General features: G+C 55.9%; 22 protein-coding genes and 1 riboswitch. Of the genes, 10 read left to right on the plus strand and 12 right to left on the minus strand.

Annotation, left to right across the window (positions count from 1 at the left end):
- Positions 1-7 precede the first annotated feature (7 nt).
- The 5 genes from HZZ01_RS10430 to pgi form a co-directional block, all read right to left on the minus strand.
- On the minus strand, positions 8-2,098 hold the full coding sequence (locus HZZ01_RS10430) for a YjbH domain-containing protein (RefSeq protein WP_179897167.1): 2,091 nt from the start codon (positions 2,096-2,098) through the stop codon (positions 8-10).
- Positions 2,098-2,841, minus strand: coding sequence for a capsule biosynthesis GfcC family protein (locus HZZ01_RS10435; protein ID WP_179897169.1), 744 nt, complete (start codon positions 2,839-2,841; stop codon positions 2,098-2,100). Before HZZ01_RS10435 ends, HZZ01_RS10430 begins: the two co-directional genes overlap by 1 nt.
- A complete protein-coding gene (locus HZZ01_RS10440; RefSeq protein ID WP_090963644.1) occupies positions 2,838-3,485 on the minus strand; it encodes a YjbF family lipoprotein in 648 nt (215 codons plus the stop codon). The genes HZZ01_RS10435 and HZZ01_RS10440 overlap by 4 nt, the downstream gene beginning before the upstream one ends.
- Before the next feature lie 192 nt (positions 3,486-3,677).
- Positions 3,678-3,935, minus strand: a complete 258-nt coding sequence (yjbE, locus tag HZZ01_RS10445) for an exopolysaccharide production protein YjbE (protein ID WP_179897171.1) — start codon at positions 3,933-3,935, stop codon at positions 3,678-3,680.
- A 566-nt stretch (positions 3,936-4,501) separates the two neighbouring features.
- Positions 4,502-6,148, minus strand: a complete 1,647-nt coding sequence (gene pgi / locus HZZ01_RS10450) for a glucose-6-phosphate isomerase (protein WP_179897173.1) — start codon at positions 6,146-6,148, stop codon at positions 4,502-4,504.
- Positions 6,149-6,539: 391 nt separating this feature from the next.
- A riboswitch (Lysine riboswitch) is annotated at positions 6,540-6,732 on the plus strand.
- A gap of 113 nt (positions 6,733-6,845) precedes the next feature.
- On the opposite strand from pgi, the gene lysC reads away from it, so the two are divergent.
- Together lysC and panS are read left to right on the plus strand one after the other, a co-directional pair.
- Entirely contained in the window at positions 6,846-8,198 is a 1,353-nt protein-coding gene (gene lysC / locus HZZ01_RS10455; protein ID WP_179897175.1) for a lysine-sensitive aspartokinase 3, read from the plus strand.
- A gap of 260 nt (positions 8,199-8,458) precedes the next feature.
- Positions 8,459-9,376: a ketopantoate/pantoate/pantothenate transporter PanS gene (gene panS, locus HZZ01_RS10460; protein ID WP_179897177.1), complete on the plus strand. Its 918-nt coding sequence runs from the start codon at positions 8,459-8,461 to the stop codon at positions 9,374-9,376.
- Between the two features lie 88 nt (positions 9,377-9,464).
- Here the strand turns inward: panS and HZZ01_RS10465 are convergent, their stop codons facing one another.
- From HZZ01_RS10465 to HZZ01_RS10490, 6 genes are all read right to left on the minus strand, one after another.
- The gene (locus tag HZZ01_RS10465; RefSeq protein WP_179897179.1) at positions 9,465-11,090 is read right to left on the minus strand and encodes a Na/Pi cotransporter family protein; all 1,626 of its coding nucleotides are present in this window, start codon (positions 11,088-11,090) and stop codon (positions 9,465-9,467) included.
- Positions 11,091-11,200: 110 nt separating this feature from the next.
- Entirely contained in the window at positions 11,201-12,193 is a 993-nt protein-coding gene (locus tag HZZ01_RS10470; protein ID WP_179897181.1) for an ABC transporter ATP-binding protein, read from the minus strand.
- Positions 12,194-12,195: 2 nt separating this feature from the next.
- The gene (locus HZZ01_RS10475; protein ID WP_179897182.1) at positions 12,196-12,981 is read right to left on the minus strand and encodes an ABC transporter permease; all 786 of its coding nucleotides are present in this window, start codon (positions 12,979-12,981) and stop codon (positions 12,196-12,198) included.
- 11 nt (positions 12,982-12,992) lie between these two features.
- Positions 12,993-13,838 carry an ABC transporter permease subunit gene (locus HZZ01_RS10480; RefSeq protein WP_179897184.1) on the minus strand — a complete coding sequence of 282 codons (846 nt, stop codon included), beginning with the start codon at positions 13,836-13,838 and terminating at the stop codon, positions 12,993-12,995.
- The gene (locus HZZ01_RS10485; protein WP_179897186.1) at positions 13,835-14,647 is read right to left on the minus strand and encodes an alkaline phosphatase family protein; all 813 of its coding nucleotides are present in this window, start codon (positions 14,645-14,647) and stop codon (positions 13,835-13,837) included. Before HZZ01_RS10485 ends, HZZ01_RS10480 begins: the two co-directional genes overlap by 4 nt.
- 20 nt (positions 14,648-14,667) lie before the next feature.
- Complete coding sequence (locus HZZ01_RS10490) at positions 14,668-15,729, minus strand: ABC transporter substrate-binding protein (RefSeq protein WP_179897188.1); 1,062 nt, start codon at positions 15,727-15,729, stop codon at positions 14,668-14,670.
- A 206-nt stretch (positions 15,730-15,935) separates the two neighbouring features.
- Here HZZ01_RS10490 and HZZ01_RS10495 point away from each other — a divergent pair, with 206 nt between their 5' ends.
- The 4 genes from HZZ01_RS10495 to ubiA all read left to right on the plus strand — a co-directional run bounded on the left by HZZ01_RS10495 (position 15,936) and on the right by ubiA (position 18,619).
- Positions 15,936-16,643, plus strand: a complete 708-nt coding sequence (locus HZZ01_RS10495; protein ID WP_179897190.1) for a UTRA domain-containing protein — start codon at positions 15,936-15,938, stop codon at positions 16,641-16,643.
- Between the two features lie 70 nt (positions 16,644-16,713).
- Positions 16,714-17,124 carry a phosphate-starvation-inducible protein PsiE gene (gene psiE, locus HZZ01_RS10500; protein WP_090963668.1) on the plus strand — a complete coding sequence of 137 codons (411 nt, stop codon included), beginning with the start codon at positions 16,714-16,716 and terminating at the stop codon, positions 17,122-17,124.
- Between the two features lie 87 nt (positions 17,125-17,211).
- Entirely contained in the window at positions 17,212-17,724 is a 513-nt protein-coding gene (ubiC, locus tag HZZ01_RS10505) for a chorismate lyase (RefSeq protein ID WP_179897192.1), read from the plus strand.
- Between the two features lie 10 nt (positions 17,725-17,734).
- Positions 17,735-18,619 carry a 4-hydroxybenzoate octaprenyltransferase gene (gene ubiA, locus HZZ01_RS10510; protein WP_179897194.1) on the plus strand — a complete coding sequence of 295 codons (885 nt, stop codon included), beginning with the start codon at positions 17,735-17,737 and terminating at the stop codon, positions 18,617-18,619.
- Positions 18,620-18,679: 60 nt separating this feature from the next.
- Here the strand turns inward: ubiA and plsB are convergent, their stop codons facing one another.
- Positions 18,680-21,103 (minus strand): glycerol-3-phosphate 1-O-acyltransferase PlsB, encoded by a 2,424-nt coding sequence (gene plsB, locus HZZ01_RS10515; RefSeq protein WP_179897821.1) that lies wholly within the window; start codon positions 21,101-21,103, stop codon positions 18,680-18,682.
- Positions 21,104-21,231: 128 nt separating this feature from the next.
- Between plsB and HZZ01_RS10520 the strand changes: the two genes are divergently transcribed.
- The 4 genes from HZZ01_RS10520 (at position 21,232) to HZZ01_RS10535 (ending at position 24,119) form a co-directional block, all read left to right on the plus strand.
- On the plus strand, positions 21,232-21,600 hold the full coding sequence (locus HZZ01_RS10520) for a diacylglycerol kinase (RefSeq protein ID WP_179897196.1): 369 nt from the start codon (positions 21,232-21,234) through the stop codon (positions 21,598-21,600).
- A 105-nt stretch (positions 21,601-21,705) separates the two neighbouring features.
- Positions 21,706-22,320, plus strand: a complete 615-nt coding sequence (gene lexA / locus HZZ01_RS10525) for a transcriptional repressor LexA (protein ID WP_010252231.1) — start codon at positions 21,706-21,708, stop codon at positions 22,318-22,320.
- A gap of 98 nt (positions 22,321-22,418) precedes the next feature.
- A complete protein-coding gene (gene dinF, locus HZZ01_RS10530) occupies positions 22,419-23,741 on the plus strand; it encodes an MATE family efflux transporter DinF (RefSeq protein ID WP_179897198.1) in 1,323 nt (440 codons plus the stop codon).
- Between the two features lie 165 nt (positions 23,742-23,906).
- The gene (locus HZZ01_RS10535) at positions 23,907-24,119 is read left to right on the plus strand and encodes a CsbD family protein (protein WP_090963679.1); all 213 of its coding nucleotides are present in this window, start codon (positions 23,907-23,909) and stop codon (positions 24,117-24,119) included.
- The last annotated feature ends 65 nt before the right edge of the window (positions 24,120-24,184 follow it).

The raw sequence follows: 24,184 nt of genomic DNA on the forward strand, positions 1-24,184 counted from the left end.
CCTCTGCTTAGTTGAAGCGCGCGTCGCGATCCGACGTCAGATCATACAGCTGGTACTTACGACCCAGCATCTGACCGCCATCACGCGTCAGCGGCACCCAGTTCACCTGCGCACGACCGCGTGTTGGCGTCACAGTGAACAGATCCATTGGAACGGAGATATAGAAGCCTTTGGTGAAGTCGCCTTCGCCATACTCTTCAGACGACACGTTGGTTTTGGTGGCATAAACACCGACCATCACGCCGCTGTCGAAGCGCTTCGACACATCGACTGTCACGCCTTTATCTTTCGCCAGATACTGTCCGACACTGGTTTTTACCAGCACATCCTGCATAAACCACGGACGCCAGTAACCCGTCAGGTTGCCGGTGGTCGCTTTATAGCGGTTAAACTGCATCATGTTGTCCCAGTCACGCTGACGGACATAGTTGGCATCGACGCCCACCGCCCAGTTCGCATCGACCGGACGATAAAGCACCTCGCCACCCACACCGCCGTACATCGTCTCCAGATAGCCGCCGTAAACCTGACCATAGAAGCCGTTACCGAGCTGGCCCATGTAGTTGGCCTGCAGATCGTTGACATAGACGTTGTTCTCAACGTAGTCGCGGATATGGGTACGCACGCGCGGCAATGAGGAGTCCGCTGGTGCGCCGTTGTAGTTGAACTTGTCGTAATTGTTGGCGAGGTTACCAAACAGACTGCCGCCCACCAGCAGGTGATCCGTCAGCCAGTAATCCGCACTGGCCATGACGCCGACCTGATACATATAGAAGCTTTCCGGGCCGCCCACCGACTGATTCAGCACCGGTGACAGGCTGTAGTTCAGGCGATCTTTACGGATAAACATTCCCTGCTCAGTGGTACCCGGATCGACCGGTTCTTTGCGGGTCTGTTGCAGCGGCTGCTCATGCCCCAGCGGATAGCCTTCCAGATCGTTACGCAGGCTGGCGACTTTCGTCTCGGTGGTCACCTGCGGCATGTTAAAGCGCGACTCGGTGACATTGATGGTGTCGATGCCGTCAGGCAGGTGGTTCATGATGATGCGATTAGCGCGATCAACCCCTTCACGGGTGTCGCGATACTTCGTCTGCTCGCCTGACACATACAGCGTATGGCCCTGAGTCTGAATACGTGGACCGTCGAGACCGGCGTTGTATTTCAGATCGGTCAGCTGAGATCCGACTACCGTCGTCTCCAGCAGTTTTGGCTGCGGCTGCGGATTGTAGGCTGGCTTCTCGCTGTCGATGTGCGCCTGACGCAGGTCGTTGAAGTTGGTACGAATGGTCACACCAAACATAAAGGTGTTGCCACGTTCGTAGCTGGCGTTGATGTCGGCCCAGTCGGTGACACGATAGATTGCCCCGACGTTGAGTTTGCTGCGCTGATCAAGGCGGCCAGCAAAGTCATTCTGGTAGTCGTTGCCTTCATATTCCATCTTAAGGCGCAGCGGCTGCCACGGCGTCTGATATTCTACGCCGCCAAAAAATGCCGTCGGGCCGTGGAACATCTGCGAGCCATTGATTGAGCCCGCTTCGCCCACCCGCGGACGCTGGCAATAGCTGTCGCTGTAGGAGCAGAAGGGATTCTTAACGGTGCCGCTGTTGCCGAGATAGCCCCAGCCGAGGCCCAGGGTAAAATCGAACGGTCCCCAGGCTTTCGTCCCCACCAGATATTCGCTGTCGAAAAGACCAGTACCGCCGAGATCGCGGGTTCCTACCGCCACTTCCGGCAGCCAGAAGCCTTCCTGCCAGAGACGCAGTTTCAGGTCGAAGGCTTTATCTTTATAGCTCTGCGTACCACTGAATTCTGACACCGCACTATACTGACGTGTCCGAACGTCGGTATAACGCACGGTGGTTTCCAGCCAGGGGAAGAGCTGCAATGACGCAGAGTAGTAGCGGTACTGATCGTTGTCGCGGGCGTTAAGGCTGAATTCGCCCTCTCTGGCCATGCGCGCCGTCGGCACCTGCATCAGGCCTACGCCACCAAAATCAGATTGTGAAGGACCCACCGGCGCGGGGAAGGTATCAGCCTGTGCCTGACAGGCTGCCGCCACAGAAACAGCCAACAGGCTGAATAAATAACGTTTTTTCATCAGTCTGGTATCCGGTGAGTCAGTACGGAAAGGATGCGATCATTAAGGTCTTCATAGCTGCCTGGCAGGCTCCATGACGAAAAGCCGAGCCAGATAACGCTGCCGGGTTCCACTTCCGCATGACGACGATTCCAGTAGGCAACCGGCACCTGCTGTGTGGCGCCTGAAGGGGCAATCACCGTGACAAAATTGCGTTCTGCCCCGGAGAGTGCGTCATGACCATCCAGATAGTCGCGTACGGATTTACCCGGCTGCCAGCTCACCTTGCCTGCGCCGCTGAGTGCACCGAGCAGCAGCACAGAATCGGTGGGCGCCTGCAGATAGAGGTCATAGCTGCCTTCCAGCCGACGGTTGTCAGCCGGATGCAGACGGATCCAGTCCGGGTCGAGCGACGTGAACTGGCGACCTGTCACGTTGATGGTGCTCAACTGGCGGATCACCTCATCAATGGCTGCCGCCCGATCGCCACTGCTGTCGGCACGCCAGGCCCGTAACGCGCCCAGCGTCTGTTGATATTGCTGCTGTGAGACTGCGGTTGCGCCGCGCTCTGCAATAAAGGTTGCGCGCCAGTCCGTGTTGACCTGCAGCGGAGGCAGAGTCACCAGCTGTGAGAGATCCGCGACCTGGCTCAGCTCAGCCTGACCGCCGTTGTGCGGTGCATGGACAGTAACCTGCGCAGCTGCCTGCGCTCCTGCGGCGCTGAACAGGCTCAGCCCGGCCAGCAAAATAGTGATTTTTTTCATGATTTCGCCGGCTTCAGAATAGTGATATCAACAGGGAAGGCATCGGCCGCCAGCATCTGATGGGCCTGCACCACATCGCCGCTGCTGTTATCGATCCAGAAGGTGTTCTCCCACTCGCGGTTACTGCTGTCGATGCTCACCTGCTCATGCCAGACACGGCACGGGATGCGGTTGCCCGCCACGGTCAGCACTTCGTCGGTGCCGCGCTGGAAAGTTGAACGCACGGTCGCGCCGCGAACCTTGCCCTGCTCGGTCCACTGCACGATGCGGGTCCAGCCTGCGCCGTTGCTGATATGCAGGCTGTCAGCAAGCGGATCCTGTTGCAGATTACTGACGCTCAGCAGGTTATCGGGTAAGCCCAGGGTTTTAACCAGGCGGCCATGCTGTGTCACCAGCATCGCCTGATCCTGCGTGACCCATTTCTGCTGCCCCTTCTCGCTGTAGCCCAGCACCACAAAAATGCGCGGACCCTCATTCAGACGAGCATAGAGACTGGCATAGGGAAGATTGTTGACCTGTTGATCGGTGACGGTGACGTCATCCGGACCGTTAACCGCGAGCAGCAAAGTCTGTTCAAGACCTTTTTGCGTTTGTGTACAGGCCTGCAGCAGCAGGCAAGCGAGCAGCAGAGGAAGTTGGCGCACTGTGTGTCCCTGATAAGTCATGCCAAAGTAAAAATAACCACACAGGCGTGTGGTTATGTTTAAAGGTGCTCTGCCCGTTACGTCTGGCTGCAAAGCGGCAGACAACGTTGCTCCGCTGAAGTCCTCACCGTAGTGAGTTTCAGCCTCGCCCGTTTGTTACCGTTCAGTAATCAGACGCGTATCGGGCATCCATCAACGAGTGGTGCTCGTCGTGGTTGTGGTTGTTGTACCGGTATTTGCACCGTCACCACCGCCAGAAGCGGCAATGCCGAGCCCGACCAGCGCGCCAAGTGCGCCGATACCGACAGCGGTGGACGCACCAGCAGAGATTGCTCCCGCCTGCGCGCCTGCTGCAGTACCTGCTTCACCGGCTTCCTGCGGCGCAGCGAATGCGCTTGAGGAGGAGGCAACGAGGATCAAGGCTGCACCGGCAACCATAGTTTTTTTCATAACAACGTTTCCTGCATTGAGTGAATGAAGGATCTCTGACCGGCAACAATGGCGATGCAGACAAGCTGCGACCAGTGCGACGGACAGTCCCATTGCGGGCGCGTTCATTATAGGGCAACAAAATATCAGAGTTCAGTGCCATAAAAACCAGGGCAAATGGCGGGGCGATGGCGTGATTTAATCAGTGAGATTGGGGATAACTACTTTTTATATCGGAACATTTCCGGTTGATACCCTATATTTCGCTGCAGTTAAGGGGAATGCAAAGCGTAATGTTCTTTTTTATTAATATCTGGTACGGAATAAGAATAATCAGAATTTACTCAGGGCGGTTGTAATTAAATATGATTATGAATCAATAGTTAACCTGCTCATTATCCGTTTTTCAGGTCCATTTTATACTGGGTATGACTCTGTTTCGCAGGCCGATGTTCAGAATTATCTTAGGCTACTTTAGGACTTTTCCCGCGTCAGAGTTTATCGATCAATCCAGAAATTGCCCAATAAGCCCTTAAAACAGACAAAAAAAGGGCGGCAAGGTTGCCGCCCGATGAAATTAATGCCGATTAACGCCAGGATTTATAGCGGTTAATTAAGGCATTAGTGGAACTGTCGTGAGTGGTAATTTCATCCTCATTTTCCAGTTCCGGCAGAATACGGTTTGCCAGCTGCTTACCTAATTCCACACCCCATTGATCGAATGTGTAGATATTCAGGATGGCGCCCTGAGTGAAGATTTTATGCTCATACAGGGCAATCAGTGCGCCCAGGCTGTATGGGGTGATCTCACGCAGCAGGATGGAGTTGGTCGGGCGGTTACCTTCAAACACCTTGAACGGCACGATATGAGCCACTGACTCTGCAGATTTACCGGCATCAGTAAACTCTTTCTCGACGACGTCGCGTGACTTACCAAACGCCAGCGCTTCGGTCTGGGCAAAGAAGTTAGAGAGCAGCTTCGGATGGTGATCTGTCAGCGCATTATGGGTAATGGCTGGCGCAATAAAATCACACGGAACCAGCTTGGTGCCCTGATGAATCAGCTGATAAAACGCGTGCTGACCGTTGGTGCCGGGTTCGCCCCAGATGATTGGGCCAGTCTGGTAGTCCACCGGATGACCGGCGCGATCCACATACTTGCCGTTAGACTCCATATTTCCCTGCTGGAAATAGGCGGCAAAGCGGTGCATGTACTGGTCATAAGGCAGAATCGCTTCGGTTTCAGCACCAAAGAAATTGTTGTACCAGATGCCAATCAGCGCCAGCAGTACCGGCAGGTTTTGTTCCGCAGGAGTGGTTGCGAAGTGCTGGTCCATGGCATGTGCGCCACTCAGCAGCTGCTCGAAGTTGTCGAAGCCAATCGAAAGAATGATCGACAGACCGATGGCTGACCACAGTGAATAGCGGCCGCCAACCCAGTCCCAGAATTCAAACATATTGTTGGTGTCGATACCGAATTCACCCACCGCTTTGGCGTTGGTCGACAGCGCAGCAAAGTGTTTCGCTACGTGCTGCTGATCGCCTGCGGTTTTCAGGAACCAGTCGCGCGCGCTGTGGGCGTTGGTCATGGTTTCCTGGGTAGTGAAGGTCTTTGATGCGACCAGGAACAGGGTGGTTTCCGGGCTGAGATCTTTCAGCGTTTCGGCGATGTGGGTGCCGTCAACGTTGGAGACAAAATGCATATTCAGATGGTTTTTGTACGGACGCAGCGCTTCAGTCACCATAAACGGGCCGAGGTCGGAGCCGCCGATACCGATGTTCACCACATCCGTGATCGCTTTACCGGTATAGCCTTTCCATTCGCCGCTGATGATGCGTTCGGAGAAGCCTTTCATCTTGTCCAGCACCGCGTTGACGTCAGGCATCACATCTTTGCCGTCCACCAGAATCGGCGTGTTACTCCGGTTACGCAGTGCAACATGCAGCACCGCACGATCTTCAGTGCGGTTAATCTTCTCACCCGAGAACATAGATTTAATGGCACCGCTGAGATCGGTCTCTCTGGCCAGCGCCTGTAACGTATCGAGGGTTTCCTGGGTGATGCGGTTTTTAGAGAAATCCACCAGCATCTGATCATCAAAGGTGGCAGAGAATTTGGCAAAACGATCGGCATCCTGGGCGAACAGATCGGCAATCTCTACCGATTTCATCTGCTCAAAATGCTGTTGCAGCGCTTTCCAGGCTGCGGTTTGTGTCGGATTGATATTTTTCATGGCAACACTCTTGTTGATATTAAGAACCGTCATTCCATCGGAGGCACATCATGCCCGTTTAGCGTTTCAGTATGACCACAGTTGTAACTGAAAGGAAAAATTTTGTCAGCGCGCGCCGGACAGGCGTTTTCAACGCGGCTGTTTATCGTCAGCATTCACTGGCGCGAATAGCCAGCGGGTCGCAGAGGCAACGCGCGGCAAAGTGTGACGCGAAAGTCTGCGCAAAACGTTGTGCCGTGTCAGGGATTGTTGCAGGTGCTGAACCCATTAAGCACTGTAGCCGCTGTGGCGCAGGTTAATTTGTTTTCTGATGCGGCTCTCCGGCCATCGCTGACATTGACAGCAGGTCCAGAAAAGGCTAAATCTATGCGCCTACTTGCGCACCTGTGTGCAAGCCAGAAGAGGCGCGTCGCCCAGGCAGTGTGTTGGAGGAACCGTATCCGGTGAAAACACATGATGGGGAGCGACGCCGAGGTGGGTCAGCACGCGGTGTGTTGCCTGTCGGCTACAGGGGCTGAATCCTCTGGGTTGTCACCAGAAACGTCTGCAGTCGACGTTTCGCAAGGTGGGGCGCTTCTGGGTGACTCGTCTATCCGATCTTGTCCGCCCGTTTCTGCTCTTTCCTTGTGCCTGGCTGAAAGAATGTTTCTCGACCCTTTCATCGGCGAGAACAAGATAACCTGACACGAGGTCCTACATGTCTCAAACACTGATAGTGGCAAAATTCGGCGGCACCAGCGTAGCCGATTTTGAAGCGATGAACCGCAGCGCCGATGTGGTGTTGCAGGACGCCAGCACGCGTCTGGTCGTGCTCTCTGCTTCGGCGGGCATTACTAATCTGCTGGTTGCGCTGGCTGAAGGCCAGCAGGCTTCTCAGCGCGCTGTGCTGCTTGATGATATCCGCCGTATCCAGTACGCCATAGTTGATCGCCTGCAGCGCCCTGAAGTGATCCGTGATGAAATCGATCGCATGATCGACAACATCAGCATGCTCTCTGAAGCTGCTTCACTGGCCACCTCGAATGCCCTGACCGATGAACTGGTCAGCCACGGCGAGCTGATGTCATCACTGCTGTTTGTAGAAATTCTGCGTGAACGTCAGGTTAACGCAGAGTGGTTCGATGTCCGCAAGGTCATGCGTACCGACGATCATTTTGGCCGGGCAGTACCGGATGTTCAGGTGCTGGCGGAGCAGGCCACGGCGCAATTACAGCCACGCATTGAGCAGGCTTTGGTCATTACGCAGGGTTTTATCGGCAGCGAAAGCGAAGGGCGCACCACCACCTTAGGTCGTGGCGGCAGTGATTACACTGCTGCACTGCTGGGTGAAGCGCTGAACGCGGCGCGTGTGGATATCTGGACAGATGTGCCGGGCATCTACACCACCGATCCTCGCGTAGTGCCGACGGCCAAGCGCATTGATGAAATCACTTTTGAAGAAGCCGCCGAAATGGCGACGTTTGGCGCGAAAGTGCTGCATCCCGCAACGCTGCTACCCGCCGTACGCCGGGGTATTCCGGTCTTCGTCGGTTCCAGCAAGGATCCGGCCGCGGGCGGTACCCGTGTCTGCAACGAAACGCGCAACCCGCCGCTGTTCCGGGCGCTGGCTTTACGCCGCAAGCAGACGCTATTAACGCTGCATAGCCTTAACATGCTGCATACATTTGGTTTCCTTGCCGAACTCTTTAATATCCTGGCGCGCCACAATGTCTCGGTTGACCTGATCACCACCTCCGAAGTGAGCGTGGCGCTGACCCTCGACACCACCGGCTCGACCTCAACGAGTGCCAGTCTGCTGACCCAGGCGTTGCTGACTGAACTCTCGTCGCTGTGCCGGGTAGAAGTAGAAGAAGATCTGGCGCTGGTGGCGATTATCGGCAACCAGCTGTCAAAAGCGTGCGGTGTCGGTAAAGAGGTATTTGGTGTACTCGATCCGTTCAACCTGCGGATGATTTGCTACGGCGCCAGCAGCTACAATCTTTGCTTCCTGGTGCCGGGTAATGATGCGGAAAGCGTGGTACGTACCCTGCATCGCAATCTGTTCGAGTAATCTTTTGGTTCATGCCTATTATCGGCACCGTGATGAGTGGTTTTATCTACCGTGGTTTAGAGGAAAAAGCAGCGTAATTTCTTCGATATCCAGCGGATCGGCAGCAGTCGATCCGCATTTTCCCGCCTCGCCCCATCTTCGTCTTACGCCATGATAATGAAATGTTATGATTCCACCTTCGTCACGGCAGTCGTTCCTGCCAGGCGACTCTCTATGGCAAACCTGCATAAAACATAACATTCTTATAAGGAAGTCTGGCTATGCTCGCCACGTTAACCCGCCTGTTCCCGCTCTGGGCCGTGCTGTTGTCTGTTGCCGCCTATTACTCTCCAGGTACCTTTCTCGGCATCGGCCCCTGGGTCACTTATCTGCTGATGCTGATTATGTTCGGCATGGGTGTCACCCTGAATATCGACGACTTTAAGCGAGTACTGACCCGGCCTGCGCCGGTGATTGCCGGAACTTTCCTGCACTATCTGGTGATGCCGTTAGCCGCCTGGGGGCTGGCACAACTGTTTCATATGCCGCCCGACCTGGCAGCAGGGATGATTCTGGTCGGCTCAGTCGCCAGTGGTACCGCCAGCAACGTGATGATCTACCTGGCGAAAGGGGATGTGGCGCTGTCGGTGACGATTTCGTCAGTCTCCGCGCTGGTGGGTGTGTTCGCCACACCGTTGTTAACCCGCTTTTATGTTGATACCCACATTCAGGTTGATGTGGTGGGCATGCTGCTGAGTATTGTGAAGATCGTCGTGATCCCGATTAGCCTCGGGCTGATTATTCATCACAGCATGAACAGTGTGGTTCGCCGGGTGGAACCCTGGCTGCCTGCGTTTTCGATGGTCTGCATTCTGCTGATCATCAGTGCGGTGGTGGCGGGCAGTCAGGGCTTTATTGGATCCGTGGGTCTGATGGTGATCGCGGCGGTGATTCTGCATAACGCGATTGGCCTGCTTGGCGGCTACTGGGGTGGCAAACTGTTTGGCTTCGATGAATCAACCTGCCGCACACTGGCACTGGAAGTCGGTATGCAAAACTCCGGTCTGGCAGCGACGCTGGGCAAACTCTATTTCTCGCCGCTGGCGGCATTGCCGGGCGCGCTGTTCTCGGTGTGGCACAACCTTTCAGGTTCACTGCTGGCGGGTTACTGGTCCGGAAAGCCGATTAAGAAGAAGTAACCGTGGCGGCGCATGATTATGATGCGCCGCTTCTCACTGCTGTAGCGCCGGGTGTTTTCAGCCTGACGCAATGCTCTGTTCACCCGCCTTATTCATAATCCCGTTCATCGTCGGGCTGGTCCAGCACGGTATAGGCCACACTGCAGAACAGCGAATTCAGGCGCTTCATGTCGCCGAGTAAACCGAGGTGCAGCGAGCTGGTCTCGATGCTCTGCACGTTCTGCTGGTGCAGGCGATCAACGTGGGCGTGAGAATAGCGGCGAATCATCAGGCGGAAGCGATGTTTAGCGCGACGCAGACGTTTCGCGCTGGTGACATCGTGCGACAGAAACACCGACAGACTCATTCTGAGATTGGCGATCAACAGCTCCTGTAGCTCCTGAAGCTCTTTTAATCCTTCGGCAGAAAACGCGCGGCCCGCTGCCAGCGACTTGTCTGCAACGTCGCCGCTCATCCGCTCAATAATGTCACCGGCCTGCTCCAGATTGAGTGACATCTCAATGATTTCGCCCCAGCGGCGCGAATCGTCTTCAGGCAGATCCTCTTTTGGCATTCTCGCCAGATAGAGTTTGATGGCGGTATAGAGCACATCGACATCATCATCCAGTCGCCGCACCGTGCGCTCCTCGCGGGATTCGCCATGCACAACTTTATTAAATGCCTCCAGCATCTGCTCCAGCACGTCACCCATACGCAGCGCTTCACGGGCGGCGTTCACCAGCGCCAGCGCCGGGGTATCCAGGGCGCTGCGATCGAGGTGCTTTGGTTTGAGGTGCAGTGCGTTGTCGACGTCGTCGGCAATGAGACGACGGCAGAGGCGCGCCATCAGGTCAGCAAACGGCACCATCGCCACGCAGCGGATGAGGTTGTAAAACACATGGAAGAAAATCACTAACTCTTCATCGTTGACCGGCAGCTTATCAAGCCAGGTCGCCACAATATCGACAAAGGGCAGGATCAGCACGCAGCCGATGAACTTGAACAGCAGGCTGCCCAGCGCTACGCGCTTGCCCGCAGCATTCGAGCCGCTGGCATTAATCATCGCCAGCAGGCCGCTACCGAGATTGGCACCAATTACCAGACAGAGCGCAACCTTGAACGAAATTACCCCGGTGGCGGTGAGCGTCGCAGTGATCAGCACCGCAGCCAGGCTGGAGTAACTGATGATGGCGAATACCGCACCCAGCAGCGCATCGAGCATGACGTCGCCGGTCAGGCTGGAGAAGAGCACCTGGACACCGGCAGCCTGGGTTATTGGCCGGGCTGCTTCAACAATCAGCTGCAGCGCCAGCAATATCAGGCCCAGGCCAATACTGGCGCGGCCTAACTGACCGGCGCGCGTCTGTTTGCGGCTGAGGAAGAACACCACGCCAAAGAAAATAAACAGCGGTGAGAGCCAGGAGAGATCAAAGGTCAGGATACGCGCCATGATGGCGGTACCGACATCTGCACCCAGAATCACCACCAGCGCGGGCGTCAGGCTGACCAGATTCTGCGCCACAAACGAGGTCACCAGCAATGTGGTGGCATTGCTGCTCTGCACCAGCGTGGTCACGCCGATGCCCGCCAGAAACGCCATCGGTTTTTTTTCTATGCTGCGGCTCAGAACGCGGCGCAGGTCGGCACCATAGACCCGCATGATGCCGGTTCGCACAATATGCGTGCCCCAGACCAGCAGGGCCACAGCAGAGAGTAGGTTAAGCAGGGTTAACACGTGGTGTTGCTCCTCGTTTGTCAGGCTTCAAACAGTACAGACTGCCAGCCTGACAGCGAGAGCAATCTGTAAAGGGGATTGCCGTGCTATGCGTGATTTTTTCCTGTGTTTTAAGCAACCTGGCGCAAAGTCGACATCTCCAATTGTAGACCAATCTTCCTGCCTGCGGGATGCAAATCCGCCGCCGAGCGGTTAAGCACATCCACCGAAAGTTCCACGTCATGCGCCCGGATTCGATAGCGGATCACGTTCCCCAGCAGGCTGTGGCTGAGGATCTCCGCAGGAATGCCCTGGCCCGGCGCGGTGAACAGCATCGATTCCGGGCGAATGGCCACCTGGCTGTGGAAAGACTGGCCGGTCAGGCGCGTTGCCTGCTCAGCACTGAGCAGGTTGTAGTTGCCGATAAATCCGGCGGCGAACAGATCGACCGGCTGGGTATAGAGCGCTTCGGCATCCCCGTTCTGCACGATTTTACCCCGGTTCATCAGCACGATGCGATCGGAGAGCGTCAGCGCCTCCTCCTGATCGTGGGTGACGAAGAGGGTAGTGAGATTCAGCTCACGCTGGATGCGCCGGATTTGATCGCGCAGATGGCGGCGAATACGCGCATCCAGTGCCGACAGCGGCTCATCCAGCAGCAGCAGACGCGGACGCGTCACCAGTGAACGCGCCAGCGCCACGCGCTGACACTGCCCGCCCGATAGCTGATGCGGATAACGGCGTGCATAGTCATTGAGTTCAACCAGTTCCAGCACCTCCAGCACCCGCTGGCGGATCTGCGCTTCGGGCAGTTTCTGCATCTTCAGACCAAACGCGACGTTCTTCTCCACGGTCATGTTGGGAAACAGTGCATAGCTCTGGAACACCATGCCAATGGCGCGCTTCTGCGGTGCCAGTGGCACGATATCTTTGCCCTCTATTCTGATCTCGCCGCTGTCGACGCTGGTTAGCCCGGCCAGACAGCGCAGCAGCGTTGATTTACCGCAGCCGCTGGGGCCGAGCAGAGTGACAAATTCACCTTCTGCGGCGCTGAAATTGATCTGCTCAAAAATAGCTGTGGGTCCATAGGACTTGTTCAGCTCTCTGACCTCAAGATAATGCATATTCAGCCTCGTTCAGGATTCAGGGTGTTGGCCAGCCAGGTGACCAGCAGCACGACCAGGAAATAGGAGATCACCAGTGCGCTGGTGAAGTGACCGCTGCCGTTACGCATGTTGAAGAGATAAACCTGCAGCGTTTCATAGCGGTTGCCGACCAGCAGGTTAGCGAAGACAAATTCGCCAATCAGAAAGGAGAAAGAGAGCAGAACGGCAATCAGCATCCCTTTGCGCAGGTTGGGCAGCACCACCCAGATCGCCGCCTGCCAGGTACTGGCTCCCAGCAGCTGTGCAGCATCAATCAGCTCTTTGAGGTTGATTGCCTGCATATTGTTCGCCAGCGCCCGATAGATAAAGGGCAGTGCGATGGTGAAATAGCAGCCGATTAAGATCCATGGCGTGCCGGTCAGCATCAGCGGTGAGGAAGAGTAGAGCTGGAGTAATCCCACGGATGACACCACCGGGGGCACGGCGAAAGGCATCAGGATCAGGATGTTCATCACCGAATCCAGTCGGGGAAAGTAGTAAGCGATTACAAACATGGCAGGCAGCACCAGTACCAGCGAGAACAGCAGCGCACCAAAGCAAATGAGCAGCGAATGGCCTAGCGCCGTCAGAAAACGCGGATCGCTCCAGAGCTGGATGAACCACTTCAGGCTGTAGCCCTGCGGCAGGATGGTATTACTCCAGTCGGACGACACTGCATAGAGCAGCGTAGCCAGTAGTGGCAATGCCAGCAGGGTAAAAAGTAACCCGACCATGATCCGGTGATAAAAATGCTCAGCACGCGACATGACGGCTCCTTTCATGGCTGTTTCGCATTGAGATAGCTGCGCCGCACCAGATACTGCTGCACCAGGGTGATGAGCGCCATAATGGCCACCAGCAACATCGCCAGCGCGCTGCCGGTATTGGGATCCAGCGAAATATCACCGGACACCAGCGCGGCGATGCGCACCGGCACCACGTTGAAATTACCGGTGGTCAGGGCGTAAATCGTGGCGTAGGCACCCAGCGCATTCGCCAGCAGGATCACGAAGGTTCCAAGCAGCGCCGGGAAGAGAATCGGCAGGCCGATGTGCCACCAGTAGTGACCGCGGCTGGCACCCAGCAGCGCAGCGGACTCCTGCCACTCTTTTTTCAGCCCGTCAAACGCCGGGTAGAGCAGCAGCACGCCCAGCGGGATCTGGAACCAGGTGTAAACCAGCACCATGCCGTTGCGCGAGAAAAGTCGGAAGCTCTCAATCACACCATAATGGCGCAGCAGCAGCGTCAGGCAGCCGTTCAGCCCCAGCAGAATCACAAAGGCAAATGCCAGCGGGACACCGGCAAAGTTGCTGGTCATGTTGGTAAAGGAGATAAGAAAGCGCTGGAGTCGTCCGCCGCCGAGCTGATGCAGCGAATAGCCGGTGACCAGCGCAATCAGTAATCCCCAGACGCTGGACCAGAGCGAGATATCCAGCGAAAAGCGAAACGCCTGCTGGTAGAACGGTGAGGTCACGATGTCGTGATAGTTATCCCAGCCCCACTGGCTGTTCATCTCACTCCAGAAGCTGTTGATGGCAATCCACAACAGCGGTGCTAGCTGAAAGGCGACCCAGAACAGGGTGAAAGGTAACAGCAGCAGCAGTGCGAATCCTTTTCCCTTCATCGTTGAGATTCCGCCAGCAGGCCGCGACAGACCGGCTTGTCATGCGCCACTTCAAGCAGTTCACACAGCGTGCCACACAGGTCGGTCTGCTGGGGTACAAGGTCAGGCTGCAGCGAGAAAGCGCGACCAAAAACGAACAGGGGTACCGTGGTCTCCTCCGGCAGAATCCCCCCGTGGGAGCGATCGTCATTCATGCCGTGATCGGCGGTCACCATCACCTGGTAGCCCCCGGCCAGCCATAGCGGCATCCACTGCGATAGCAGACCGTCGGCGATGCGCGCCCGGTTGCGGTACTGCGGTGAGGAGAGCCCCGATCTATGACCGGCATCGTCAATATTCATCGGGTGGATCAGCAAAAAATCGGGATCGTGACGCAGCCGCAGGCTCTCTGCATCTTCAAACAGATGCGAGTCGGGATAGCTATCGTCAGAGTAAAAATGGCCAAACTGAATGGGCAGGTCCGGCGCATCGGTGTGACGATCGCGCGCCGGAACGAACGGGGTACGGTTATAAAGCTCACTCACCCAGTGGTAGGCCGCCGCCGCTGTCGTAAGGCCCGCCGCACGCGCAAAATTAAACACGCTGCGTTCGCGACTTAACCGGCTGACGCCATTATGAATAATGCCGCTTCTGACCGGCGGAACCCCTGTCAGAATGCACTCATAAAGCGGGCGCGACAGCGACGGTAATTCACAGGTCATAGAGTAATAGAACCCGTTGCCCTGCGAACATTCGGCATGCAGGTAACCCATTGCATGTTGTGCGACCTGATTGCTCAGGCCGTCCAGCACGACCAGTATGGTCTTCATTCCGTTCTCCCTGCCGCGAATTACTGCTGCATGTTGATGATGACGTTTTCCTGCCACAGGCGCGGCAGCATTTTCGATGATTTATCCCAGGCAGCCTGATCCTTAACCGGACGGGCGTTTTTATATTCTGATTGCGGCAGCAGGCGAGCCTGAACATCCGCTGGCAGGGTCAGGTGCTCAGCACGAATCGGGCGGGCATAGCCCTTCGCCAGATTGATCTGTCCCTGGTCTGAGAAGATATATTCGCGCGTCAGTTTTGCGGCGTTAGGGTGTTTCGCATATTTGTTGATGAGGGTGGTATAGCCGGAGGTCACGGAACCATCAGACGGGATCACCACCTCATAGCGATTTTTGTCGATCTGGTCACGGTAGTTAAGCGCGTTAAAGTCCCACACCACCGCCATCTGTACTTCGCCTTTTTCGATGTTGGCAATCACCGGGTCGGTCACGCCAAGGCGCCCCTGTTTTGCCAGATCGGCAAAGAATGCCAGCGCGGGCTTCAGGTTCTTCTCATCACCGCCTAAAGCGTAGTTTGCAGCCAGTACGCCGTTAGCCGCCTGAGCAGCCACACCGACGTCACCGATAGTAACCACATACTTACCTTTCTTCAGATCGGCCCAGCTGTGGGGAATATCTTTAACCTGCTGCTTGTCGATCAGAAAGGCGATGGTGCCGGTATAAGCCAGCGCCCAGTGACCGTCTTTATCTTTGGCCCAGGCCGGAATCTGATCCCAGTGCGTCGGCTTATAGGGCTGGGTGACGCCTTTAGCAACGGCAATCGGGCCAAAGGCGGCGCCCACGTCACCGATGTCAGCGCTGGCGTTCTCTTTCTCGGCATCGAATTTCGCCAGCTCCTGCGCCGATGACATATCGGTATCGCTGTGCTTAAGGCCATATTTGCTGCTGATGTCGTTCCAGGTATCTTTCCAGTTGGCCCAGCTGTCTGGCATCCCGACGCTGTTGACCTGACCTTCACTGCGTGCGGCTTTTTCCAGCGCGGCGAGGTCGTTATCGGCGGCCTGCGCAACGGGCAGGGTGAGGACTACAGCACTGGCTACTACAGAGGCGATAAACGCTTTCATCTCAGTTGCTCCGGGTGTAAGTTGATGGGCCTGGCTGGTCTAGTCCAGCAAGAACCGAGCCAATGTAGCCCCTGTATATGAACGATTTATGACAAGGCGGTGCGGTGCGTGGGATGGGCGGCAAGAGACGTGACCCGCTTGCCCGTCACAGGCACGTTTACCTGAACAGTCAGAGTGCGAAGTCGCACCAAAATGAGGCTACTGTTGTGGAGTCGATAGCACTCAAAACGGCGGATGCGATTGCCAGCGCACTGCTGACGCGCATTCAGGCGGATGAATTCAGCGGCGGGCGACTGCCGTCAGAGCGTGCCTTAAGCGAGGCGTTCAGCACCACGCGAATTACTCTGCGGGAAGCGCTGGGCAAGCTGGAAGCGCAGGGTATGATCTACCGGGAGCTGCGTCGTGGCTGGTTTATCGCGCCGCCGCGTCTGGTCTACAATCCGCTGCATCACAGTCACTTTCATGCCATGGCGATGGAGCAGGGACGGCAGGCGACCACCGAGGTCATCGCCGCTGAGCAGGTCGCGGCGCACGACAGCGTAGCCCGCGCGCTGCGGCTGGCCCCCGGTTCGGCGGTTTACTGCATTCGCCGCCTGCGGCGCATTGATGGGCGTGCGGTACTGTATGTTGAACACTATCTCAATCCGCGTTTTTTCCCCGGGCTGCTCGATGAAGACCTGACCCGTTCTCTGACCGATCTCTATGACCAGCGCTACGGTATTCGATATGGCGGCGCGCGCTTCACTATTCTGCCTGGCCCGCTGCCGGAGGTTGCCGCCCCCACGCTGAATGTGGCACCGGGCAGTCCCGGCTTGCTGATCACCCGCATTAATCGCAACCAGCAAAAAGAGGTGATTGACTGCGATTGTGAATACTGGCGCTACGATGCGCTCTGTGTTGATGTGGAGGCCTGAGGAGTTATTGTGATTTGCGTCACACTCGCGCATGATACCGCGCGCTAATAACTCCTTTTAAAGGCGCAACATGAGTGACAAAAATCCTTTGGCCCGCCACCTTGCAACAGTACTGCAATGGGTGCTGAATCTGGGTCTGCTGAGTCTGGCGATCATCCTGATCGTCTTTTTAGGCAAAGAAACTATCCATCTGGCAAACGTGCTGTTTAACACTGGCGAACAGGCTTCCTCCTATCTGCTGATTGATGGAATCGTCATCTATTTCCTCTACTTCGAATTTATCGCCCTGATTGTGAAGTACTTTCAGTCTGGCTATCATTTTCCGCTGCGCTATTTTGTCTATATCGGCATCACGGCCATCATCCGCCTGATTATTGTCGACCATAAAAATCCCTTCGATACGCTCTGCTACTCTGCGGCGATTCTGATTCTGGTGATCACCCTTTGGCTGGCAAACAGCAACCGGCTGAAACGCGAGTAATCTTCCTGCCGTCTGACACGACGGCAGGTGTTCGCATCGCTTCTCTGCGCTAAACTAGCGACCTGAAAATTATCGGGAGTGGTGCTCATGTCGCAAGACGCACTCAGCTTATTACGTTCGCTCACCTGGCTTTCTCCGTCGCAGGCCACCCTGGCACCGCCATTGCTTGACTGGCTGATGGAGGAAGATTCAATGACGCGCCGTTTTGAACAGCACTGTCAGCGGGTCACGGTTCAGCCGCTGCGTGAAGGTTTTATCGACGCCAGCGAGTTGGGTGAGGAAAGGGCGTTGTTGCCAGACGATGAACGCTTCTGGCTGCGTGAAGTGCTACTGTTCGGCGACGATCAGCCCTGGCTGGCTGGCCGCACGCTGGTGCCGGAAAGCACCCTCAACGGGCCAGAGGCGATGCTGCAACAGCTGGGCACCCGTCCTCTGGGTCGATATCTCTTCTCCTCATCGACGCTGACCCGTGATTTTATTGATCCGGGCCAGGTAGAGGGATTGTGGGGACGGCGTTCGCGCCTGCGTCTCTCCGGCAAACCGCTGCTGCTGACTGAACTGTTTTTACCGGCATCGCCGCTTTATCGCGATCTGGTCTGAGGATCCTGTGGTGCAAAATAGCTTAAGTATGAATAAGTGGCGTGCCTATGCTCGCCTGATGCGTATCGATAAACCCATTGGTACGCTGCTGCTGATGTGGCCAACGCTCTGGGCATTATGGCTGGCGGGTATGTCGATTCCGCCACTGCCGGTGCTGGCGGTGTTTGTGGCCGGAGTGATTGTCATGCGTGCTGCTGGTTGTGTGATCAATGACTACGCCGATCGCAAAGTCGATGGTCACGTGGAGCGCACGAAGCACCGGCCACTGGCCAGCGGCGCGGTCAGTTCAAAAGAGGCTAAGCTGCTGTTCGTGATTCTGGCGCTGGTGGCTTTTGCGCTGGTACTGACCATGAACCTGATGACAATTATGCTCTCCGTCGTGGGGCTGGCGCTGGCGTGGGTGTATCCCTTTATGAAGCGCTATACCCATCTGCCGCAGGTGGTGCTGGGGGCCGCATTTGGCTGGGCGATTCCTATGGCATGGTCCGCAGTTAGTGAGTCCTTACCTCTGGTATGCTGGCTGGTATTTATCGCCAACATCTGCTGGACGGTCGCTTACGACACGCAGTATGCGATGGTGGATCGGGATGATGATCTGAAGATTGGTGTGAAGTCGACGGCGATTTTATTTGGTCGCTTCGACAAGCTGATCATCGGTCTGCTGCAACTGGCGACCCTGCTGCTGATGGCGCTGGTGGGCATGATGCTGCATCTGAACAGTGCCTTCTACTGGACGCTGCTGCTGGCGGCTGCCCTGTTTGTGTATCAGCAAAAGCTGATCGCCGGGCGTGAACGTCAGCCCTGCTTCCAGGCTTTCCTGAATAACAACTACGTCGGGATGGTGCTGTTCCTTGGCGTACTGATGAATACGCCGCCGTTCAGTCAGCTGTTCTGATAACGTTTCCAGACATAAAAAAGGCGACCTAATGAGGTCGCCTTTTTACTGTGCGCGATGTCAGTCGTGCGCTACCGCGGTTTCAATTGTCATGCGGACATCACTGGTGACAAGGTCAGCCAGGATATGCCAGGTCGCCAGGGTCTGCGCGACATCGGCATCACCGCTGTCGCTGATATATCCTTCATCGCGCAACGTCAGTACCAGCGAGGTAAAGACCGCTTTGTCGAAGAACTCCGGGGCATTGATCCCGTGCAACACTGACAGACGCTGTGCCAGCGTCCGGCTCTCTTTCTCCAGCGTGCCACGGTTAATCGTCGGCTTGGCGCTGAGAATAGAGAAGGTAATGGCATAACGCTGCAGCGTTTCGCGCACGCCCGCAGCCAGCAGTTGCAGCGTGCGATAGCGTGCTGCGGTAAAGCGTAACTCACCCGCTTCGAAGGTAATCAGTCCCTGACGTGCCAGCTCCTGACTCACGTCAGTCAGCAGTTGTGGCAGCTCATCGCTCTGCCAACGCAGGAACAGTTCACTCTTCAGCATCGGGTAGATCAGGCTCACCTGACGCAGCAGTTCCGCTTCGCTCAGCGTCTGATGCTGCTGAACAATGGCAGCAATCAGCGACGGCATCACCAGCATGTGATGAATGTTGTTGCGATAGTAGGTCATCAGCACTGCCTGCTCGCGCGGCAGAATAATGATGTCGCCAATGCTGTCCTTTTCACTCTCAAACTTATTCATACCCATGGCGTGATCGAGCAGCGCTTCCGCTGAGAGATCGGGTACGGTCGCATTTGGCGAGTAAGGCACGTTGCGCAGCAACTGGGTATAGCACTCCAGTTGTTCAATCAGCTGTTCACGGGTTAGTGAGCGCTGACGTGACGCCAGCAGCGCCGTGACACAGAGGTTCATGGCGTTAGCCGCGCCCGCTTCATTGATACGCACCATCAGGCTGGCAGCAATATCGTTGACGGTTGGTGTTAACCAGCTGGGCCGCTGCGGCTCAATCGGATCGATTGCATCGCGCCATTCCGGCACCCGCTTATTGAGATAGTTGACCAGCGGCAGGGGTTCGCCAAAGTTAACGTAACCCTGACCGAGATTGCGCAGCTTGCGTAAGCCGCGCACCATCTGCATAAAGCCTTCTTTCTCTTTCGCTGCACCGCGCAGTTCTTTAGCGTAAGTGCCCACTTCCATCACGTGCTCATAGCCGATGTAGATCGGCACCAGCGTGATGGGGCGATTTCCACCGCGCAGCATCGCCTGCAAGGTCATGGCTAAGGTACCGGTTTTAGGGTCCAGCAGGCGACCGGTACGTGAGCGACCTCCTTCCACAAAATACTCAACCGAATAGCCCCGGGTGAACAGCTCGCCGAGATATTCGCGGAATACCGTGGCGTAGAGCTTGTTGCCTTTAAAGGTACGACGAATGAAGAAGGCGCCCAGACGACGGAAAATCGGGCCAGCTGGCCAGAAGTTGAGATTGATACCTGCGGCAATGTGCGGCGGCACCAGTCCCTGATGATAGAGCACATAGGAAAGCAGCAGATAATCCATGTGGCTGCGATGGCACGGCACATAGACAATCTCGTGGCCATCCTGCGCCAGCTGGCGGACTTTTTCGCCGCCATTGACGTTGATGCCCTGATAGAGCCGACTCCAGAGCCAGCCCATCACGCGGTCAGTTACGCGGATGGCTTCATAGGAGAAGTTTGCCGCAATCTCCTCCATCATCTCGACGGCGTTCTGCTGCGCTTTCTCATGGGAGATTTTTTTGCTGCGTGCTTCATCTTCGACGGCTTTTTCAATCGCTTTGGATTGCAGAAGGCGATTAAACAGATCCTGACGCGCCGGTAAACGCGGGCCGATCGCCGCCATTCGCTGACGGGCAAAATGGATGCGTGCCACGCGAGCCAGTTTCTGGGCAATCGACTTATCTGTACCGTGTTCCGTTGCCATACGGCGCAGTGAGACAGTAGGCGAGAAACGGACAAAACTGTCGCGTCCATGCCAGATTACTGCAAAGAACTTCTGCACCCCGTTCAGCACCCGCAGATGCGGCGTCGCTTCGCCCTGGACTTCACGTCCTGGCGCGCGGCCAAACATCACCGTGACTGGCAGCATCTGAATATCCAGCTTAGGGTTATTGCGATGCAGGTCCAGGTAATCGTGAAAGATTTTCACCGATTCAACGCTGGGCACAAAATAGGGAAAGACGCGCGGGCCATCATGGATAAACACGTGGCGTGGCAGCAGTGAACCATCAATCTCCAGCGGAGTGAGTGGGTCGGGCAGATGATGCCGCAGACACTGTGCACGTAAAGTCAGTAAGTCAGCCTTCGAATCGTAAGGCAAAACATACATAATAGGTCGGGTCGGATCCAGACCATGTTCAGACACGGGATCGGCCGGAATGGCCTTACTTTTTACCAAAAAGGAGAGTGGTAAATTAAGTAATTTGTAATAGAGTTTACGCCAACCTGACATAGACAACATGAAGCCTCTTGTTAGCAAAGCGCCGCAAGCATATCAGAAAGCGCAGCGAAGATCTGTGGTGGTGCCAATTGCACGCAGCCCAGACATTGACGTCAATCCGATGAAAGGGTTCCCACATCATGGCAAATAATGCCACCGGACTTATCAGAATAGTAAAAGCCGCAGGCTACTCATGGCAGGGACTGCGAGCCGCCTGGCAACATGAAGCGGCGTTTCGGCAGGAAGCGCTGGCTGCACTGGCCGCTATTATTATCGCGTGCTGGCTGGATGTCGATGTGATCGCCCGCATCCTTATGATTGGGGTGGTGGTGCTGGTGGTCATTGTCGAAATCCTCAATAGCGCCATTGAAGCGGTGGTCGATCGCATCGGTCAGGAGCATCATCCGCTGGCGGGCCGCGCAAAAGACATGGGCTCGGCAGCGGTGCTGATCAGCATCATACTGGCCCTGTTTGTCTGGGTCGCGCTGCTCTGGACACATTTGCGATAGCCCTTCCACAACGCGCCTGAGGGCGCGTTTTACCTGACAATCGGTTTCCATTTCGCCAATACCTGTATATACTCACAGCGACTGTATAAACAACCAGGGGGCGGGATGAAAGCATTAACCAGCAGGCAGCAGCAGGTCTATGACCTGATTCGCGACCATATTTCTTCAACGGGCATGCCGCCTACGCGTGCAGAGATTGCCGCGCAGCTGGGCTTCCGTTCGCCAAATGCGGCAGAAGAGCATCTGAAAGCGCTGGCGCGCAAAGGCGTCATCGAGATCGTTTCTGGTGCTTCGCGCGGCATTCGTCTGTTAATGGAAGAAGAAGCCTCTGAAGGGCTGCCACTGATTGGCCGTGTTGCAGCCGGTGAGCCGATCATGGCGCAGGAACATATCGAAACCCATTACAAGGTCGATCCAGGCCTGTTCAAACCATCTGCTGACTTCCTGCTGCGCGTCAGCGGAATGTCTATGAAAGATATCGGGATTATGGATGGCGACCTGCTCGCGGTACATAAAACCCAGGATGTGCGCAACGGCCAGGTTGTTGTTGCCCGCATTGATGATGAAGTCACCGTTAAACGCTGGAAAAAGCAGGGTGCTATCGTGCACCTTTTGCCTGAAAACAGTGATTTCGACCCGATTGTTGTCGATACCCGTGCTCAGTCGCTGACTATTGAAGGTCTGGCGGTTGGCGTGGTCCGTAACGGCGAGTGGCTCTGATTCTGAGGGCTGCGTGCATTCGCCTTTTCTGATGCTATTCTGTCTGCCCTAATTTTGTCGCCTGCTTTACTGCAGCGACACTGAGCACGGAACGGCGAATGCGCTTTGTCACGGCAACGGATAAAAATCTCTGGCGGCTTGCGCTGCCGATGATCCTTTCAAATATCACCGTTCCCTTACTGGGGGTGGTCGATACTGCAGTTATTGGTCATCTCGACAGCCCTGTCTATCTTGGCGGGGTTGCGGTCGGGACAACAGTGACCAGCTTCCTGTTTATGCTGCTGCTTTTCCTTCGAATGAGTACCACTGGCCTTACGGCACAGGCGTTTGGTGCGGGCGATAAAACCGCTCTGGCACGTGCACTGGCACAGCCGCTGATCATTGCGTTGCTGGCAGGTGTCCTGTTCATCGCTTTACGTTATCCGATTATCCAGCTGGCGACCCACCTGGTTGGTGGCAATCCCGATGTTCTTGAACAGGCGGCACTGTTTATTCAGATTCGCTGGCTCAGTGCGCCTGCAACCCTGGCAAACCTGGTGATTCTGGGCTGGCTGCTGGGCGTGCAGTATGCCCGCGCGCCGGTGATCCTGCTGGTGGTGGGCAATCTGGTTAACATCGTGCTCGATCTCTGGCTGGTGATGGGGTTGCACTGGGGTGTCGCGGGTGCGGCAACCGCCACGGCGCTGGCGGAGTACATCACGCTGGGTGTCGGCGGTAATATGGTCTGGCGGGTGTTAAAGCTGCGCGGTATTACGTTTAATCTGCTGAAGCAGAGCTGGCGCGGTGACAGCGGCCGGCTGCTGCGCCTCAACCGGGATATCATGCTGCGCTCTCTGATGCTGCAGCTCTGTTTTGCCTCGCTCACCGTGCTGGGTGCGCGGCTGGGTCCGGATGTGGTAGCGGTTAACGCAGTATTACTGATGTTCATTACCTTTACTGCCTACGCGCTGGATGGTTTTGCCTACGCGGTTGAAGCTTTTGCCGGCGAAGCACATGGCGCAAAAGATGGCAGTAAATTGCAGCAGGTCTGGCACTCAGCCTGTCGGCAGGCGCTGGTGGTAGCGCTGTTCTTCTCGCTGGCTTATGCCATTTTTGGCCCGCAGATTGTCACCCTGCTGACCTCTCTTCAGTCACTGCAGCAGACAGCAGACCGCTATCTGGTCTGGCAGATAATCATGCCGCTGATCGGCGTCTGGTGTTATCTGCTGGATGGGATGTTCATCGGCGCGACGCGCGGACGCGAGATGCGTAACAGCATGGTCGTGGCAGCGGCAGGCTATTTTCTGACGTTGCTCAGCATACCGGTGCTGGGCAATCACGGCCTGTGGCTGGCGGTGACGGTTTTCCTGGCGCTGCGCGGCCTGTCACTGTGGCTCATCTGGCGTAAGCACTGGCGTCAGAACAGCTGGTTTGACGCCTGATCCTGCAGGGTTAACATGAGGTTGATACAGATTATTCCGTATTATTCTACGGTTATGAAATTGGCTACTACAATTAACTTTAAGCAGCGCAGTTAACCAGCGCTTTATATCGTTATTTTGTTGAGTAGCAAAATAATCATTAAACCCGAGGATTGGAGGTCTGCCATGAATAAAGACGAAGCGAGCGGCAACTGGAAGCAGTTCAAAGGCAAAATGAAAGAGAAATGGGGCAAGCTGACCGACGATGATATGCAGGTTATCGAAGGTAAACGCGATCAGCTGGTCGGTAAAATCCAGGAACGTTACGGCTATGCGAAAGATGAAGCAGAGCGCGAAGTAACGGACTGGGAAGGCAAGAACAAAGATCACCGCTGGTAATCACGATATCCTGATAATCAGCTGAAACCGCTTCGGTGTGCCCGCACCGGAGGGTACAGGGATGG

The sequence above is a fragment of the Pantoea sp. WMus005 genome, from assembly GCF_013415305.1.
In the GTDB taxonomy this organism is placed as follows: Bacteria; Pseudomonadota; Gammaproteobacteria; order Enterobacterales; family Enterobacteriaceae; genus Pantoea; species Pantoea rara.

Coding starts and splice junctions, on each gene's coding strand:
- HZZ01_RS10430 (WP_179897167.1), bottom strand. CDS start 2,098: ATGAAAAAACGTTATTTATTCAGCCTGTTGGCTGTTTCTGTGGCGGCA.
- HZZ01_RS10435 (WP_179897169.1), bottom strand. CDS start 2,841: ATGAAAAAAATCACTATTTTGCTGGCCGGGCTGAGCCTGTTCAGCGCC.
- yjbE (WP_179897171.1), bottom strand. CDS start 3,935: ATGAAAAAAACTATGGTTGCCGGTGCAGCCTTGATCCTCGTTGCCTCC.
- pgi (WP_179897173.1), bottom strand. CDS start 6,148: ATGAAAAATATCAATCCGACACAAACCGCAGCCTGGAAAGCGCTGCAA.
- lysC (WP_179897175.1), top strand. CDS start 6,846: ATGTCTCAAACACTGATAGTGGCAAAATTCGGCGGCACCAGCGTAGCC.
- panS (WP_179897177.1), top strand. CDS start 8,459: ATGCTCGCCACGTTAACCCGCCTGTTCCCGCTCTGGGCCGTGCTGTTG.
- HZZ01_RS10470 (WP_179897181.1), bottom strand. CDS start 12,193: ATGCATTATCTTGAGGTCAGAGAGCTGAACAAGTCCTATGGACCCACA.
- HZZ01_RS10475 (WP_179897182.1), bottom strand. CDS start 12,981: ATGTCGCGTGCTGAGCATTTTTATCACCGGATCATGGTCGGGTTACTT.
- HZZ01_RS10480 (WP_179897184.1), bottom strand. CDS start 13,838: ATGAAGGGAAAAGGATTCGCACTGCTGCTGCTGTTACCTTTCACCCTG.
- HZZ01_RS10485 (WP_179897186.1), bottom strand. CDS start 14,647: ATGAAGACCATACTGGTCGTGCTGGACGGCCTGAGCAATCAGGTCGCA.
- HZZ01_RS10490 (WP_179897188.1), bottom strand. CDS start 15,729: ATGAAAGCGTTTATCGCCTCTGTAGTAGCCAGTGCTGTAGTCCTCACC.
- psiE (WP_090963668.1), top strand. CDS start 16,714: ATGAGTGACAAAAATCCTTTGGCCCGCCACCTTGCAACAGTACTGCAA.
- ubiC (WP_179897192.1), top strand. CDS start 17,212: ATGTCGCAAGACGCACTCAGCTTATTACGTTCGCTCACCTGGCTTTCT.
- plsB (WP_179897821.1), bottom strand. CDS start 21,103: ATGTCAGGTTGGCGTAAACTCTATTACAAATTACTTAATTTACCACTC.
- HZZ01_RS10520 (WP_179897196.1), top strand. CDS start 21,232: ATGGCAAATAATGCCACCGGACTTATCAGAATAGTAAAAGCCGCAGGC.
- lexA (WP_010252231.1), top strand. CDS start 21,706: ATGAAAGCATTAACCAGCAGGCAGCAGCAGGTCTATGACCTGATTCGC.
- dinF (WP_179897198.1), top strand. CDS start 22,419: ATGCGCTTTGTCACGGCAACGGATAAAAATCTCTGGCGGCTTGCGCTG.
- HZZ01_RS10535 (WP_090963679.1), top strand. CDS start 23,907: ATGAATAAAGACGAAGCGAGCGGCAACTGGAAGCAGTTCAAAGGCAAA.